We start from the raw sequence: 14,223 nt of genomic DNA, 5'->3' as shown, positions 1-14,223 counted from the left end.
TCCCGATGTCGCAAGCTCCCGCCAATCCGATCGACCTCTATTTCTGGCCGACGCCGAACGGCTACAAGATCAGCATCATGCTCGAAGAATGCGGGCTGCCCTACAACGTCGTTCCGGTGAACATCGGCAAGGGCGACCAGTTCAAGCCCGAGTTCCTCGCCATCTCGCCCAACAACCGCATGCCGGCCATCGTCGATCCCGACGGGCCGGACGGCAAGCCGATTTCCGTCTTCGAATCCGGCGCCATCCTTCAATATCTCGGCCGCAAGACCGGGAAGTTCTATCCGAAGGACGAGCGTGGCCGCGTCGCGGTCGACGAGTGGCTGTTCTGGCAGATGGGCGGTTTTGGCCCGATGCTCGGCCAGACCCATCATTTCCGCCTCTACGCGCCCGAACAGGTGCCCTACGCCATCGAGCGCTACACCAACGAGGCGAATCGCCTCTATGGCGTGCTGAACAAGCGGCTCGCGGGCCGCGACTACATCTGCGGCGATTATTCCATCGCCGACATGGCTTGCATCGGCTGGGCCCGCGGCTGGGAGCGGCAGGGCCAGGACATCAAGCAGTTCCCGCATGTCGGCCGCTGGATCGAGACGATGCTCGCTCGCCCCGCGGTCGAGCGCGGCCTCAAGGTCGGCGAGGAGCTGCGCAGCCCGGCCGGCATCAACACGCCGGAGCAGAAGGCGGTCCTCTTCGGCCAGAAGGCGAGCTGAACTGCTCTCCCTTCTCCCCCGGGGGAGAAGGTGGCAGTGCGAAGCGCTGACGGATGAGGGCCGTCAGCGCCACCCTTTCCTCATCCGTCTGCTTCGCAGACACCTTCTCCCCGAGGGGAGAAGGAAAACCGGCTCAATTGATCCGCGACCACTTCACCGTGCGGCAGATCAAGCCGCCCATGACACAGCCTGCCGTGGTCAGCGCATTGCCCGAGAGCGTCATCGTGCCCGAATAGGTCTTGCCGTCCTCCGGGTTGAAGGCGCTGCCGTTCCACTTGTTCGCGCCGTTCGGCTTCATGTCGAAGAAGATGCGCTGGCCGAGTTTCGCCGGACCGTTCGGATCCTTGAGCCATGAGATCGTGCCGCAGAGCGCATCGCCGCATTTGCTGAAGCGCACGCGCGAGGCGCCGGTGTCGCGTTCCCAGACGCCGACCACCTCCTGCGCCGAGGCGCGCGTGGCCGCGCCGGCCAGAGTGAACGCCGCCAGGCCTGCCAGGCCGAAAGCCGCCAGTGTCCTCATCGTTTCCTCCTGATCGGCCCGTCGGCCGTTATGGTTTACATGTGAACCATAGCGCCGTTTTGCGTCGGCTCCAAGATGCCGCAGCGACAGTTCTTGCCGGCGGTTCCGTGAGGCAAGGTGAATCCATCATCAACGCCGGCATTCCTCCGCTCTGGTCAGGGCATTGAGCGGAAACGCTTTTCCGGCATTCCTTCGTAAACGCCCCGTTGCTTTAACCTGGCGATGACGTCTCGTTGAGACTCGATTCATCGCAAAATTTAGCCCGCGCTTTAACGGTTGCGGCCACTCTCGCACTCATCGGTCGGAGCCTTGGACGGGTGGCTGGCCGCAACGACAGACAGGGTGGGTTCAATCATGGCACGCATGGAGATGAGCGCGATCCCCGCTTCACTGGTGGCACCGGTGGAAGTATCGGCCGAGGCCTATTGCGAGCTCGGGCTGATGCATGCTTCGGGGCGGGCAGGAGCCGTCGATCTGGTCAAGGCTCAGACCTGGTTCAACATCGCCTTCGCACGCGGCAGCGCCCGGGCGGCGGCGCATCGGCAGGAGCTGGCGCTGGAAATGAGCCGTGATGAGATCGCGGAAGCGTTGCGCGAGGCCCGCACTTTCCTGACGCGGCACTGAGCGCCACGTTCGGCTACTCGGAGACGACGCGGTCTCGCGTCGTTCAGAAGGCCGCGATGCCGCCCGAGGGCGGGGGCAGGTTGCCCCTGCGGTCCTTGCTGATGGAGTCAGGCGTCACGAGCAGCACCTGGCAGAGCAGGGAAACGAAGCCCGCGAAGACGATCGCAACGACAACCATGGATTGGCTCCCTGTTGTTCACGCGCCATCCTAGCACGAAACAGCTCAGTCGGCTCATGGATTCCGGTGCGGTAGCCCGGTGTGCGCCCCTTTTGGGGCAAGCCTTGTAGGGTGCGAAGGCGGCAGCTATAAGCGCGCCGCATTCCCTTATTCGACCCTTCCAAGGATCATTCGATGGCTGTCCAGCGTACCTTCTCCATTCTCAAGCCCGACGCGACGAAGCGCAACCTCACCGGCGCGGTCAACGCGGTCATCGAGAAGGCTGGCCTGCGGATCGTCGCGCAGAAGCGCATCCAGATGACCAAGGCCCAGGCCGAGACCTTCTACGCGGTCCATTCGGCGCGTCCCTTCTTCGGCGAGCTCGTCGAGTTCATGACCTCCGGCCCGGTCGTCGTGCAGGTTCTGGAAGGCGAGGACGCCATCGCCAAGTACCGTGACGTGATGGGCGCCACCAACCCGGCCAACGCCGCCGAGGGCACCATCCGCAAGCTCTTCGCCCAGTCGGTCGGCGAGAACACCGTGCACGGCTCGGACGCTGCCGAGACGGCGGCCGTCGAGATCGCCCAGTTCTTCGCGGGCAACGAGATCGTCGGCTGATCGCAGCCGCAGTTCAGGCTGAAAAGCAAAAAGGGCGGACCGGTTTGCCGGTCCGCCCTTTTCTTTTGGGGCGCAAGCCTGACCGGGCGCTTGCCCGGCCATGGCCCTGCCGTTCCTCAGAAGCCGAGCGAGTAGTTCGATCCGGTGTCGAAGGAATAGCTCGCCGAGATGCCGACGGTGATCGAGTTGCGCGAACCGAAGGGCCGGACGATCGGCGAGCGGGCGGCGTCGCCGGTCAGGCGCTTGTACTCGACATAGGTCGTGGTCTGGAGCCGGTCGGACCAGTGATAGGTCGCCTGCGCCAGCGCGCCATACGAATGCACGCCGGCATTGAAGCGCTGCAGCAGCCCGCCGGTGCCGGGCAGGGCGCCGCTGGTGCCGAAATAGGTGCGCACGTAATCGGCGCTGGCGATGCGCATGCGCGGGCCGATGCCGAAGGTCCAGGGGCCGAGATTGGTGAAGGCATCGAGCTTGAGGTCGGCGACGACGCCGTCATGGGCGACGATGCCGCGGCGGACGTCGACGCGGGCGCGCAGCCAGGATGTCGGATAGAATTCGGCGAAGGCGCCGGCCTCGCCACCGAATTTCGTGGGGGGCACCGCGACCAGCGCCGGGTTGACCTTGGCGTTGCGCTTCCAGAGCAGATCGCCCGAGAAGCCGATGCGCCAGCCCTGGCCGGAGAACACGCCGATGCTGAGCATGGCGTCGTCCTCGGCCGCCCACCAGGTGCTCTTCAGCCCCCGGCCGAGCGAGATGATCGGCCGCGCCCGGAAGAGATAGTCGTCGGAGCCGGTATAGTCCGGCTGGTAGCGCAGGCCCGCCCCGACCGTCAGATACCAGTTCTGGGCCGACTGGGGCGAGGTGAGCTGGGTGTAGTCGCTCGACTGGGCCTGTGCGGCTCCGGGCAAGGACAGGGCAAGGCCGAGCACGAGGCCCGCCAGATACGCAACGCAACGCATAGTCGAGAACTCCGGCGCCGTGGCACCTCTCGCAAGGGATCTTGCTGCAATGTCGATCAGGAGGATTAAGACGCGGTTAGCGTTGACGGCTTCTTAGCGTCCGCTTGATGATTCGAGCCCTCATCCTGGGAAGCCATTCCTCACGGACGGCTCCTCGGGATCGGGGCTGAGGGAATTTCCAAACGGCGCCTTACGCATGCGGCCTGTCGCGAATTTCGGCTCCCGCGCCGCCGCGCAATGGACTAGAAAAGCTCCATGAACCAGATGCCCCGCGTCGAGATCCGCCCCTCGGTTTGTCCGCATGACTGCCCTTCTGCCTGCTCGCTCGAGGTCGAGGTTCTCGACGGACGCAGCATCGGCCGCGTCCGGGGCTCGAAGCGCCAGAGCTATACCGACGGTGTGATCTGCGCCAAGGTCGCCCGCTACGCCGAGCGCATCCACCATCCCGACCGGCTGCTGCACCCGCTGAAGCGCGTCGGCCCGAAGGGGGCAGGGCAGTTCGAGCGCATCTCCTGGGACGAGGCGCTCGACGAGATCGCGCGCCGTTTCCTCGCCATCGAGGCCGAGCATGGCCCCGAGGCGGTCTGGCCGTATTACTACGCCGGCACGATGGGGCTGGTGATGCGCGACGGCATCAACCGCCTGCGCCACGCCAAGCGGTACTCCGGCCAGTACTCGACCATCTGCACGACGACCGCCTGGACAGGCTTCATCGCCGGCACGGGCCGTCTCGCCGGCGTCGATCCGCGCGAGATGGCGAAGTCGGACTGCGTCGTGATCTGGGGCACCAACGCCGTGCACACCCAGGTCAACGTCATGAACCACGCCATCAAGGCGCGGAAGGAGCGCGGCGCCAAGATCGTCGCCATCGACATCTACCGCAACGCCACGCTGCAGCAGGCCGATCTCGCGCTCGTCCTGAAGCCCGGCACCGACGCGGCGCTGGCCTGCGCGGTGATGCATGTCCTCTTCCGCGACGGCCATGCCGACCGCGACTATCTCGCTGGCCATACCGACTGCCCTGACGAGCTGGAAGCCCATCTCGCCACGCGCACGCCGGAATGGGCGGCGGCGATCACGGGGCTGAGCGCCGCCGAGATCGAGGAATTCGCCACGCTGGTCGGCACCCGCAAGCGGAGCTTCTTCCGCCTCGGCTACGGCTTCGCGCGCCAGCGTAACGGCGCGGTCTCGATGCATGCGGCGCTGTCGGTGCCGGCGGTGACGGGAGCCTGGCAGTACGAGGGCGGCGGCGCCTTCCACAGCAACAGCGGCATCTACAGATGGCGCAAGAGCCTGATCGAGGGGCTCGACACCATGGAGCGCGGCGTGCGCCAGCTCGACCAGTCGCAGATCGGCCGCGTCCTGACCGGCGATGCGCCGGCCCTGCGCGATGGCGGCCCCGTCAAGGCGCTCTTCATCCAGAACACCAACCCGGTCTCGGTCGCGCCCGAGCAGGAGCTGGTCAAGCAGGGCTTTGCCCGCGAGGACCTGTTCACCGTCGTCCACGAGCAGTTCATGACCGAGACGGCGGCCATGGCCGACATCGTCCTGCCGGCGACGCAGTTCATGGAGCATGACGATCTCTACCAGGGCGGCGGCCACCAGCACATCATGTGGGGCGGCAAGCTGATCGAGCCGCCGGGCGAGTGCCGCTCGAACCATGAGGTCGTCTCGGCGCTGGCGCAGCGGCTGGGCGCCGAGCATCGCGGCTTCGCCATGACCCCGCGCGAAATCGTCGACTGGACGCTGCGCGAGAGCGGGCGCGGTACGCTGGACGAGCTGATCGCGAATGATTTCCTCGACGTACAGCCGGATTTCGAGACGGCGCATTACCTGAAGGGATTCGGCCATCGCGACGGCAAGTTCCACTTCAAGCCGGACTGGCCGAAGGTGCCGAACGCCAATGACGGCCTCGTTGGTCCTTATGACCGGCTGCCGGCGCTACCCGATCAGTGGGACGTCATCGAGCTCGCCGATGACGAGCATCCTTTCCGCCTCGCCACCAGCCCGGCGCGCAGCTTCCTTAATTCGACCTTCAATGAGACGCCAGGCTCGCTGAAGAAGGAGGGGCAGCCGACGCTGATGCTGCATCCGGACGATGCGGCCGGGCTCGGCATCGCGGCCGGCGACGAAGTCGTCGTCGGCAACCGGCGCGGCACGGTCCATCTGACCGCGGCGATCTTCGCAGGGCTGGTACGCGGCGTGGTCATCGCCGAGTCGATCTGGCCCAATGCGGCCCATAAGCACGGTCGCGGCATCAACACCCTGACCGGCGCCGATTCGCCGGCGCCTTTCGGCGGTGCCGCCTTCCATGACAACAAGGTGTGGATCCGGAAGGCCTGACAAGCTTCGGAGCCTCTTGACCTTTCATGCATCTGTGTCATGCGGAGGCGTGGCGGCGCCGGGATCCATGCGACCGCTTCTTCTCGAAGGACGGGCAAGTCATGATGATGCGGCGGTTGGGTGCGGTCGTTCTGGCCGGTGGATTCTCGATGCTGTTGGGCGCCTCGGCCTATGCCGCGAGCAGCTCCACGGCGCTGCCTCCGCCGGACCCGACCGCGAAGAATCTGACGCCCTACATGATTCAGCTCCGTGCCTTCGACGCCTGCCTGATCACCCAGTCGCGCCTGCTCAACACGACGCGCGAGGCGGTGCACACGCCCTGCAGCTGCTACGCCAAGGGCACCGTCAATGCCATGAGCAAGGACGAGATCCAGGCCTTCCGCGACACCGGCTATTTCAACGACACGGCCCGCGAAAAGGGCCTGCGCTTCATCGACCAGTGCAAGCTGAAGCGGCCGATCTGAGCCGAGTGGCGTTTTTGGTCGGTGCGGCAGCGCCGTTTCTCGGATAGCGCGGGGAACCCTCTCCCGGAGGGAGAGGGCAGGGTGAGGGGAAGGCCGCTGGACGTTGTGGCCGTGACCTGACGGCTGCTGCTGCGAGGTTTGTGCCTTACTGGTCAAACGACCTACACCTCACCTCTACCCCTCTCCTTTCCGGAGAGGGGATCCCACGCCTTCGATACCTCCCGCCTTGCTGCTGACACGCTCCTGACAGAAGTTGTCACCCCGGCTGGGCCATGATGCCGCAGCTATGAGGCCGGGTAGGGAGATAATGCCGTGCAGCGCGCCGAACGATTGCTCGACATGATCCAGAGCCTGCGTCGCCGCAGGCGCCCCGTCACCGCCGAGACTCTGGCGTCCGAGCTCGATGTCTCCGTGCGGACGGTCTATCGCGACATCGGCGCCTTGGTGCGCCAAGGCGTGCCTGTGCGCGGCGAGGCCGGCATCGGCTATGTGCTCGACGCCGGTTTCGACCTGCCGCCGCTGATGCTCTCGCCCGACGAGATCGAGGCCGTGCTCGTCGGCATGCGCTGGCTCAGCGAGCGGGCGGACCCGGTGCTCGCGCGAGCGGCCGAGGATGTCGTCAGCAAGGTCGCCGCCGTACTGCCTGCCCATCTGAAGCCGATCCTGCTCGACGGCGCCTTGTTCGCGGCCTCCCATCCGGGCGAGCTGCCGGTCGATCAGGTCGATGTCGCGGCCGTGCGCGCCGCGATCCGCAACGGCCGCAAGCTCTCGATCGAATACAGCGACGAAAGCGGCCATGCGACGCAGCGCATGATCTGGCCGATCGGCATGACCTTCTACGAACGCGTCCGCATCGTCATCGCCTGGTGCGAGCTTCGGCAGGCCTTCCGCCATTTCCGCACCGACCGTATGACCGGCCTCGTCGCGCTGGAGGAGCGTTACCCCGCCCGCCGCGCCGATCTCTTCCGCCGCTGGCAGAAGGAGGAAGAGGCGACGCGCGAGGAATGGGAGCGCTGCAAGCGCGAGGGCGGCGGGATGCCGGCGAACGCCGAGGGCGCAGCCGCCTCTCAGCCGCGGATGACGACCCCGCCTTCGAGTCTGGCCCGGCCCGAAGCGACCTCGGCCAGCGCCGCCGGATAGAGCTTGTGCTCCTCGGCAAGGACGCGCTGCGCCAGCTTGTTCTCGTCGTCGCCGGGCAGGACCGGCACCTTCGCCTGCAAGATGACCGGGCCGGCATCGAGCTCCGGCACGACGAAATGCACCGAGCAGCCATGCTCGGCGACGCCGGCTTCCAGAGCCTGCCGGTGCGTATGCGTGCCCTTGAACAGCGGCAGCAGCGAGGGGTGGATGTTGATCATCCGGCCTTCCCAGCGCGTCACGAACCAGGGCGTCAGGATGCGCATGAAGCCGGCGAGCACGACCAGATCGATCTGGTTGACGCGCAGCACCTCGTCCATCGCGCGCTCGAAGGCCTCGCGGTCCTTGCCGAAGGCGCGGTGATCGACGGTCGCGGTCGCGATGCCGAAGCCACGCGCCCGGTCGAGCCCCGCGACATCGGGAATGTTCGAGAGCACGAGCCCGATCTGCGCCGGATAGTCCGGCGCCTGCGCGGCTTCCGCCAGCGAAACCATGTTGGAACCGCGCCCGGAGATCAGCACTCCGACGCGTTTGCGGCCAGCCGCCATGCTCACAGCGCGAGCTTGCCGCGATAGCTGACCGGCTCCTCGCCTTCCGCGGCCGGCACGATCTCGCCGAGCCTGACCGGCGCCTCGCCGGCGGCCTTGAGCGCCGCAAGAACCTCGTCGGCCTTCGCCGCATCGGCCGCCACGATCATGCCAATGCCGCAGTTGAAGGTGCGCAGCATCTCGCGCTCGGCGACACCGCCGATCTTGGCGAGCCAGCCGAAGACGGGCGGCACCGGGATTGAGGCGAGGTCGAGTGCGACGCCGAGCCCTTCCGGCAGCACGCGCGGGATATTGTCGGGAAAGCCGCCGCCGGTGATATGGGCGAGCGCCTTGATGCCGTCGGTCGCCTTCAGCGCCTGCAGCAGCGGCTTCACATAGATCCGCGTCGGCTCCAGCAGCGCTTCGGCGAGGTTCTTCTCGGGGGCGAAGGGGGCAGGGGCCTCCCAGCCGAGGCCGCTGAGCTCGACGATGCGGCGCACCAGCGAATAGCCGTTCGAATGCACGCCGGAGGAGGGCAGGCCGAAGACCACGTCGCCCGGCTTCAGGTCCTCGCGGGGCAGCAGCGTGCCGCGCTCGGCCGCGCCGACGGCGAAGCCGGCGAGGTCGTAATCCTTTTCGGCATACATGCCGGGCATCTCGGCGGTCTCGCCGCCGATCAGCGCGCAGCCGGCCTGGCGGCAGCCATCGGCGATGCCGCGCACGATCTCGACGCCGACCTTCGGGTCGAGCTTGCCGGTGGCGTAATAGTCGAGGAAGAGCAGGGGCTCGGCGCCCTGGACGATCAGGTCGTTGACGCACATCGCCACGAGATCGATGCCGATCGTCGAGTGCAGCCCGCTTTCGATGGCGATCTTCACCTTGGTGCCGACGCCGTCATTGGCGGCGACCAAGATCGGATCGTTGAAGCCGGCGGCCTTGAGATCGAACAACCCGCCGAAACCGCCGATCTCGGCATCCGCGCCCGGCCGGCGCGTCGCGCGCACCAGCGGCTTGATCTCGTCGACCATGGCATTGCCGGCGTCGATATCGACACCTGCCTGCGCATAGGTCAGTCCGTTTGCGCCGGGCTTGCTCATTGCGGTCTCGCCTTTGTTCCTGTTCGCGGGAGCGATAGGCAAGCACGCCCCGGCTGGCAAGGCTTGGAACGGGCTTTATTGGCTTTATCATCGCCATCTTGCGTCATTCCGGGCGACCGAAAGAGAGACCCGGGATCCATGCCTGGGCTAACCCGGGATGACGGCGCGAGGAAACGGATGTCATGAGTGGCCGGGCTGGCATTGCGCGTGATGCTGAGCGAAGCTGCACCCATGACGATCCCGAATCTGATCACGCTCGGCCGGCTCTTCCTGGTGCCGCTCGTCATCGTGATGATCGTCAATGCGCGCTGGGACGCCGCTTTCGTCATTTTCGTCGTCGCGGGTGTGTCCGATGCCGTCGACGGCTTCCTCGCCAAGCGCTGCGGCATGGCGAGCGAGCTCGGCGCCTATCTCGATCCCATCGCCGACAAGGCGCTGATCGTCTCGATCTACATCACGCTCGCGGTGGTCGGCGCGATTCCGTTCTGGCTCGTCGTCCTGGTCGTGGCGCGCGACATCATGATCGTGGCCGCGGTGCTGCTCTCCTGGCTGCTCGACCGGCCGGTCACGATCGCCCCCTTTATCGTCAGTAAGCTCAACACCGCCGCGCAGATCGCCTTTGCCGCGCTGGCGCTCGGCTCGCGCGCCTTCGGCATCGATCCCGGTCCCGCCGGCACGGTCGGCGAGCTGGTCGTCGCCTTGTTGACGCTCGCCTCGATGGCGGCCTATCTCGCCTTCTGGCTGCGGCACATGGCGGGATCGACCGAGACCGCCCGCGCTGGCCGGGAACCGCCGGACCACGTATAGAGTTGCTCGTCTTCCTGCCGAAGACGCGAAGAGGCTGATGGATGACCTTACAGCGCCAGATCGGCTTTTGGCTGGGTTCCCTCTTCGTCTTCGTGCTGTTCCTGGTGCTGCTCAGGGACATCCTGCTGCCCTTCATCGCGGCGCTGGCGCTTGCCTATCTGCTCGATCCGCTGGCCGACCGGCTGGAGCGCCTCGGGATGAGCCGTCTTGCCGCGACCATCGTCATCCTCGTCGTCTTCATCCTGATCTTCGCGCTGGTGCTGATCCTGCTCGCGCCGCTGCTCGGCCAGCAACTCGCCGGGCTGGTGGCACGGCTGCCCGGGGATGCGGCGAAACTGCAGTCGCTCGTGCTCGAAAAGGGCGCGCCCTGGCTCGAGCGCTTCGGCGGCGGCGATCTTGCCAAGCAGGCGCAAAGCTCGCTGGGCGACCTCGTCGGCCAGGCGACGAAATGGGTTGGCGGCCTGCTGCAATCGCTCTGGAGCGGCGGCACCGCGATCGTCGGCGTCTTTTCGCTGCTGGTGCTGACGCCGGTCATCGCCTTCTATCTGCTGGTCGACTGGGATCGCATGGTCGCGACCGTCGATAGCTGGCTGCCGCGCGACCATCGCAAGACCATCCGCGGGCTGGTCCGCGAGATGGACACCGCCATCGCCGGATTCCTGCGCGGGCAGGCGCTGGTCTGCCTGCTGCTGGGCGCTTTCTACGCCATCGGGCTGAGCGTGGTCGGTGTCAATTTCGGCGCGTTGATCGGCATCATCTCGGGCTTCCTCTCCTTCATTCCCTATGTCGGCTCGCTGACCGGGCTCGTGCTCTCGGTCGGCGTCGCGACGGTGCAGTTCTGGCCGGACTGGACCTGGCCGCTGGCGACGCTCGGCGTCTTCCTGGTCGGGCAGTTCCTCGAGGGCAACATCTTCCAGCCGAAATTCGTCGGCGATTCGATCGGCGTCCATCCGGTCTGGCTGATGTTCGCGCTGCTTGCCTTCGGTTCGCTCTTCGGCTTCGTCGGCCTGCTGCTGGCGGTGCCGCTGGCGGCGGTCATCGGCGTGCTCTGCCGCTTCGCCCTCCGGCAGTATCTCGCCAGCAATCTCTATCGCGGCATTCATCCGAACCCAGCGAAGGCCGATGTGACGATCGAGATCGAGCGCTGAGCCGCCCATGTCAGACGCGCCTTCGCGCCCGCGCCAGCTCGCCTTCGACCTGCCGGTCGACAGCCGCCACGGCGTCGAGGATTTCCTCGTCGGCCCCTCGAACGAGGCGGCCTACGGGCTGGTCGAAAGCTGGCCGCGCTGGCCGGATGCCTGGCTGCGCCTGACGGGACCGGAAGGCGCGGGCAAGACCCATCTCGCCGCGATCTGGGCCCGCATGGCCCATGCTTGGACGGTTCCTGCGCGCGATCTCACCGAGGAGAATGTGCCGCATCTGGTCTCGGGTGGCGCGCTGGTAATCGAGGATTGCGATGCCGCCCCCTTCGACGAGCCGGCGCTGTTCCACCTGATGAACGCGATCAAGGCACGCGGAGGCCATCTGCTGCTGACGGCGCGCACGCCGCCGGATCTCTGGGGCCTGCGCGTGCCGGACCTGCTCTCGCGCCTGCGGCTGGCACCGAGCGCCACCATCGAGCCGCCGGATGACGGTTTGCTCCGCGCCGTGCTGGTCAAGCTCTTCATCGACCGCCAGCTCGTGGTCGATACGGCGGTCATCGATACGCTGGCGCTCAGGATGGAGCGCTCCTTCGCCGCCGCGCGGCAGGTTGTGGACCGGCTCGACCGGGTGGCGCTGGAGCGCGGCCGGCGCGTGACGCGCCCGCTGGTGCAGGAGGTGCTGGCCGAGCTGTTCCCGCAGGAGCCGGGCTGAGCGGCCTGCTGACGATCGCGGGGGCTGCCAGGCGCCCCGTGAAGCCTCCTATCTATGGCCGGCGGCCGATGCCTGCTAACCTTTTCCGACAGCGATTCATGTCGCTTGTCATCGAACCGTCACGGTAGGATGGCTTCACAACGCCCCATGAGACGCACGAGCAGGACGACGACCAGGGTAAGGGTACGGACCAAGCGCATGACCACGGAGATCGCGGCCGACATGCCCGACATGCCGGATAGGGCGACGGGGGATTCGGACGCATTGCCGCTGCGCCGGCAGCCGGCGCGCTTCATGAATCGCGAGCTCTCCTGGCTGCAGTTCAACCGCCGGGTCATGGAGGAGGCGTCGAACCGCAGCCATCCGCTGCTGGAGCAGCTGCGCTTCCTCTCGATCTCGGCCAACAACCTCGACGAGTTCTTCATGGTCCGCGTCTCGGGCCTGCGCGAGCAGCTCAAGGCCGGCGTCGTCACCCCCAGCCAGGACGGGCTCACCCCGGCCGAGCAGCTCGTCGAGATCGGCAATGCGGTTTCGGCCCTGACCGACGACCAGCAGGCGCGCTGGGTCGAACTGCGCCATGAGCTGCACGAAAATCGCATCCATCTGCTCGGCCCGGCCGACATCGGTTCGCAGGACCGGATCTGGCTGGAGGATTATTTCCTCAATTACGTCTTCCCGGTGCTGACACCGCTGGCGATCGACCCGGCCCATCCCTTCCCCTTCATCCCGAATCTCGGTTTCACCGTCGCGCTCGCGCTGGAGCGCCTCAGCGACGGGCGCCAGCTCGACGCGCTGATCCGCGTGCCGATCAAGATCGACCGCTTCATCGAGCTGCCCGATCTCGCCCGCGAAGGTTTGCACCGCTTCATCACCCTCGAGGATGCGGTCTCGCTCTTCATCGCCAAGCTTTTCCCCGGCTACGAGGTCAAGGGCACCGGCTCCTTCCGCGTCATCCGCGACTCCGACCTCGATATCGAGGAGGAGGCGGAGGACCTCGTCCGCGTCTTCGAGACCATGCTGAAGCAGCGGCGCCTCGGCGTCGTCATCCGGCTCGAACTCTCGACCGGCATGCCCGACCATCTGCGCCGGATGATCGTGCGCGAGCTCAAGGTCGACAGCGACGAGGTCGTCGAGGTCAACGGCATGATCGGCCTGAACGAGCTTGCCCAGCTCGTCAGCGTCGACCGGCCGGACCTGAAGTTCAGGCCCTACAACGCCCGTTTTCCCGAGCGCATCCGCGAGCATGGCGGCGACTGCTTCGCCGCGATCCGGCAGAAGGACCTGCTGGTCCATCACCCCTATGAGAGCTTCGACGTCGTGGTGCAGTTCCTGCAGCAGGCGGCCCGCGACCCCAATGTCGTCGCGATCAAGCAGACGCTCTACCGCACCTCCTCGAACTCGCCGATCGTTAAGGCGCTGACCGAGGCCGCCGAGGCCGGCAAGTCGGTGACCGCGCTGGTCGAGCTCAAGGCCCGCTTCGACGAGGAAGCGAACATCCGCTGGGCCAAGGAGATGGAGCGCGCCGGCGTCCAGGTCGTCTACGGCTTCATCGAGCTGAAGACCCACGCCAAGCTGTCACTGGTGGTGCGGCGCGAGGCCGGCCAGCTCGTCAGCTACTGTCATATCGCGACCGGCAACTACCATCCGATCACGGCGCGCATCTACACCGACGTGTCCTTCTTCACCGCCGATCCGGTGCTTTCGCAGGATGTCGCCCGCGTCTTCAACTTCATCACCGGCTATGCTGAGCCGGCCGGGCTGGAGCGCATGGCCGTCTCGCCGACGAACCTGAAGAAGCGCCTGCTCGGCGACATCGCCGAGGAGGTCGCGCATGTGAAGGCCGGCCGCAAGGGCGCGATCTGGGGCAAATGCAATTCGCTGGTCGATCCCGAGATCATCGACGCGCTCTATGACGCCAGCCGGGCCGGCGTCGAGATCGACTTCGTCGTGCGCGGCATCTGCTGCCTGCGGCCAGGCCTGCCCGGTTTGTCGGAGAATATCCGGGTCAAGTCGATCATCGGCCGCTTCCTGGAGCACAACCGCATCTATGCCTTCGGCGCCGGCTATGGCTTGCCTTCGCCCAAGGCGAAGGTCTACATCTCCTCCGCCGACCTGATGCCGCGCAATCTCGACCGTCGCGTCGAGGCGCTGACGCCGATCCTGAACCCGACGGTGCACCAGCAATTGCTCGATCAGATCATGCTCGCCAACCTGCTCGACAATGAGCAGAGCTGGACGATCCTGCCCGATGGCGGCTCGCGCCGCATTGTCCCGGCGCCGAACGAAGAACCGTTCAATGCGCATAATTACTTCATGACAAATCCGAGTCTGTCCGGTCGTGGAAAATCGCTCTCCAGTTCCAGTCCCCGTGCCCTTTCCCGCAAGGGAGGCCGTAAGGCCTGA

General features: G+C 66.4%; 15 protein-coding genes. 10 read left to right on the top strand and 5 right to left on the bottom strand.

The window, feature by feature from the left end; translation table 11 throughout:
* The first annotated feature begins 5 nt into the window (after nucleotides 1–5).
* Entirely contained in the window at nucleotides 6–713 is a 708-nt protein-coding gene (locus GY40_RS24715; protein ID WP_038368107.1) for a glutathione S-transferase N-terminal domain-containing protein, read from the top strand.
* A gap of 133 nt (nucleotides 714–846) precedes the next feature.
* Here GY40_RS24715 and GY40_RS24710 read toward each other — a convergent pair whose 3' ends face one another.
* Entirely contained in the window at nucleotides 847–1,233 is a 387-nt protein-coding gene (locus tag GY40_RS24710) for a DUF2147 domain-containing protein (protein WP_038368104.1), read from the bottom strand.
* A 354-nt stretch (nucleotides 1,234–1,587) separates the two neighbouring features.
* Between GY40_RS24710 and GY40_RS24705 the strand changes: the two genes are divergently transcribed.
* Nucleotides 1,588–1,857, top strand: coding sequence for a hypothetical protein (locus GY40_RS24705; protein ID WP_038368102.1), 270 nt, complete (start codon nucleotides 1,588–1,590; stop codon nucleotides 1,855–1,857).
* Between the two features lie 43 nt (nucleotides 1,858–1,900).
* On the opposite strand, the gene GY40_RS28525 is transcribed toward GY40_RS24705, so the two are convergent.
* Nucleotides 1,901–2,035, bottom strand: a complete 135-nt coding sequence (locus GY40_RS28525; protein WP_260368324.1) for a hypothetical protein — start codon at nucleotides 2,033–2,035, stop codon at nucleotides 1,901–1,903.
* Nucleotides 2,036–2,209: 174 nt separating this feature from the next.
* Between GY40_RS28525 and ndk the strand changes: the two genes are divergently transcribed.
* Entirely contained in the window at nucleotides 2,210–2,632 is a 423-nt protein-coding gene (gene ndk / locus GY40_RS24700; protein WP_038368099.1) for a nucleoside-diphosphate kinase, read from the top strand.
* Nucleotides 2,633–2,748: 116 nt separating this feature from the next.
* On the opposite strand, the gene GY40_RS24695 is transcribed toward ndk, so the two are convergent.
* Nucleotides 2,749–3,591: a MipA/OmpV family protein gene (locus GY40_RS24695; RefSeq protein ID WP_051988489.1), complete on the bottom strand. Its 843-nt coding sequence runs from the start codon at nucleotides 3,589–3,591 to the stop codon at nucleotides 2,749–2,751.
* Nucleotides 3,592–3,846: 255 nt separating this feature from the next.
* Between GY40_RS24695 and GY40_RS24690 the strand changes: the two genes are divergently transcribed.
* The 3 genes from GY40_RS24690 to GY40_RS24680 all read left to right on the top strand — a co-directional run bounded on the left by GY40_RS24690 (nucleotide 3,847) and on the right by GY40_RS24680 (nucleotide 7,538).
* Complete coding sequence (locus tag GY40_RS24690; protein WP_038368097.1) at nucleotides 3,847–5,934, top strand: molybdopterin-containing oxidoreductase family protein; 2,088 nt, start codon at nucleotides 3,847–3,849, stop codon at nucleotides 5,932–5,934.
* Between the two features lie 101 nt (nucleotides 5,935–6,035).
* Nucleotides 6,036–6,398 (top strand): hypothetical protein, encoded by a 363-nt coding sequence (locus GY40_RS24685; RefSeq protein WP_038368794.1) that lies wholly within the window; start codon nucleotides 6,036–6,038, stop codon nucleotides 6,396–6,398.
* A gap of 312 nt (nucleotides 6,399–6,710) precedes the next feature.
* Nucleotides 6,711–7,538 carry a WYL domain-containing protein gene (locus GY40_RS24680; protein ID WP_081925640.1) on the top strand — a complete coding sequence of 276 codons (828 nt, stop codon included), beginning with the start codon at nucleotides 6,711–6,713 and terminating at the stop codon, nucleotides 7,536–7,538.
* Here the strand turns inward: GY40_RS24680 and purN are convergent.
* Nucleotides 7,466–8,083 (bottom strand): phosphoribosylglycinamide formyltransferase, encoded by a 618-nt coding sequence (gene purN / locus GY40_RS24675; RefSeq protein ID WP_038368095.1) that lies wholly within the window; start codon nucleotides 8,081–8,083, stop codon nucleotides 7,466–7,468. The genes GY40_RS24680 and purN overlap by 73 nt on opposite strands.
* A 2-nt stretch (nucleotides 8,084–8,085) precedes the next feature.
* Complete coding sequence (purM, locus tag GY40_RS24670) at nucleotides 8,086–9,159, bottom strand: phosphoribosylformylglycinamidine cyclo-ligase (protein WP_038368093.1); 1,074 nt, start codon at nucleotides 9,157–9,159, stop codon at nucleotides 8,086–8,088.
* A 231-nt stretch (nucleotides 9,160–9,390) separates the two neighbouring features.
* Here purM and GY40_RS24665 point away from each other — a divergent pair, with 231 nt between their 5' ends.
* The 4 genes from GY40_RS24665 to GY40_RS24650 all read left to right on the top strand — a co-directional run bounded on the left by GY40_RS24665 (nucleotide 9,391) and on the right by GY40_RS24650 (nucleotide 14,223).
* Nucleotides 9,391–9,966, top strand: a complete 576-nt coding sequence (locus GY40_RS24665) for a CDP-alcohol phosphatidyltransferase family protein (RefSeq protein ID WP_038368791.1) — start codon at nucleotides 9,391–9,393, stop codon at nucleotides 9,964–9,966.
* 41 nt (nucleotides 9,967–10,007) lie between these two features.
* The gene (locus GY40_RS24660) at nucleotides 10,008–11,114 is read left to right on the top strand and encodes an AI-2E family transporter (RefSeq protein WP_038368091.1); all 1,107 of its coding nucleotides are present in this window, start codon (nucleotides 10,008–10,010) and stop codon (nucleotides 11,112–11,114) included.
* A 7-nt stretch (nucleotides 11,115–11,121) separates the two neighbouring features.
* Nucleotides 11,122–11,820: an HdaA/DnaA family protein gene (locus tag GY40_RS24655; RefSeq protein WP_038368088.1), complete on the top strand. Its 699-nt coding sequence runs from the start codon at nucleotides 11,122–11,124 to the stop codon at nucleotides 11,818–11,820.
* A gap of 231 nt (nucleotides 11,821–12,051) precedes the next feature.
* On the top strand, nucleotides 12,052–14,223 hold the full coding sequence (locus GY40_RS24650) for an RNA degradosome polyphosphate kinase (RefSeq protein WP_248311288.1): 2,172 nt from the start codon (nucleotides 12,052–12,054) through the stop codon (nucleotides 14,221–14,223).

The sequence above is a fragment of the Allobosea sp. UNC402CLCol genome (genome assembly GCF_000745475.1).
Classification (GTDB): domain Bacteria; phylum Pseudomonadota; class Alphaproteobacteria; order Rhizobiales; family Beijerinckiaceae; genus Allobosea; species Allobosea spartocytisi.
The sequence above is the reverse complement of the archived record's forward strand: the minus strand, read 5'-3'. Positions and strand labels throughout refer to the sequence as shown.

What these genes read in the sequence shown, in the direction of transcription:
- GY40_RS24715 (WP_038368107.1), top strand. Translation starts at nt 6, where the DNA reads ATGTCGCAAGCTCCCGCCAATCCGATCGACCTCTATTTCTGGCCGACG.
- GY40_RS24710 (WP_038368104.1), bottom strand. Translation starts at nt 1,233, where the DNA reads ATGAGGACACTGGCGGCTTTCGGCCTGGCAGGCCTGGCGGCGTTCACT.
- GY40_RS24705 (WP_038368102.1), top strand. Translation starts at nt 1,588, where the DNA reads ATGGCACGCATGGAGATGAGCGCGATCCCCGCTTCACTGGTGGCACCG.
- GY40_RS28525 (WP_260368324.1), bottom strand. Translation starts at nt 2,035, where the DNA reads ATGGTTGTCGTTGCGATCGTCTTCGCGGGCTTCGTTTCCCTGCTCTGC.
- ndk (WP_038368099.1), top strand. Translation starts at nt 2,210, where the DNA reads ATGGCTGTCCAGCGTACCTTCTCCATTCTCAAGCCCGACGCGACGAAG.
- GY40_RS24695 (WP_051988489.1), bottom strand. Translation starts at nt 3,591, where the DNA reads ATGCGTTGCGTTGCGTATCTGGCGGGCCTCGTGCTCGGCCTTGCCCTG.
- GY40_RS24690 (WP_038368097.1), top strand. Translation starts at nt 3,847, where the DNA reads ATGAACCAGATGCCCCGCGTCGAGATCCGCCCCTCGGTTTGTCCGCAT.
- GY40_RS24685 (WP_038368794.1), top strand. Translation starts at nt 6,036, where the DNA reads ATGATGATGCGGCGGTTGGGTGCGGTCGTTCTGGCCGGTGGATTCTCG.
- purN (WP_038368095.1), bottom strand. Translation starts at nt 8,083, where the DNA reads ATGGCGGCTGGCCGCAAACGCGTCGGAGTGCTGATCTCCGGGCGCGGT.
- purM (WP_038368093.1), bottom strand. Translation starts at nt 9,159, where the DNA reads ATGAGCAAGCCCGGCGCAAACGGACTGACCTATGCGCAGGCAGGTGTC.
- GY40_RS24665 (WP_038368791.1), top strand. Translation starts at nt 9,391, where the DNA reads ATGACGATCCCGAATCTGATCACGCTCGGCCGGCTCTTCCTGGTGCCG.
- GY40_RS24660 (WP_038368091.1), top strand. Translation starts at nt 10,008, where the DNA reads ATGACCTTACAGCGCCAGATCGGCTTTTGGCTGGGTTCCCTCTTCGTC.
- GY40_RS24655 (WP_038368088.1), top strand. Translation starts at nt 11,122, where the DNA reads ATGTCAGACGCGCCTTCGCGCCCGCGCCAGCTCGCCTTCGACCTGCCG.
- GY40_RS24650 (WP_248311288.1), top strand. Translation starts at nt 12,052, where the DNA reads ATGCCGGATAGGGCGACGGGGGATTCGGACGCATTGCCGCTGCGCCGG.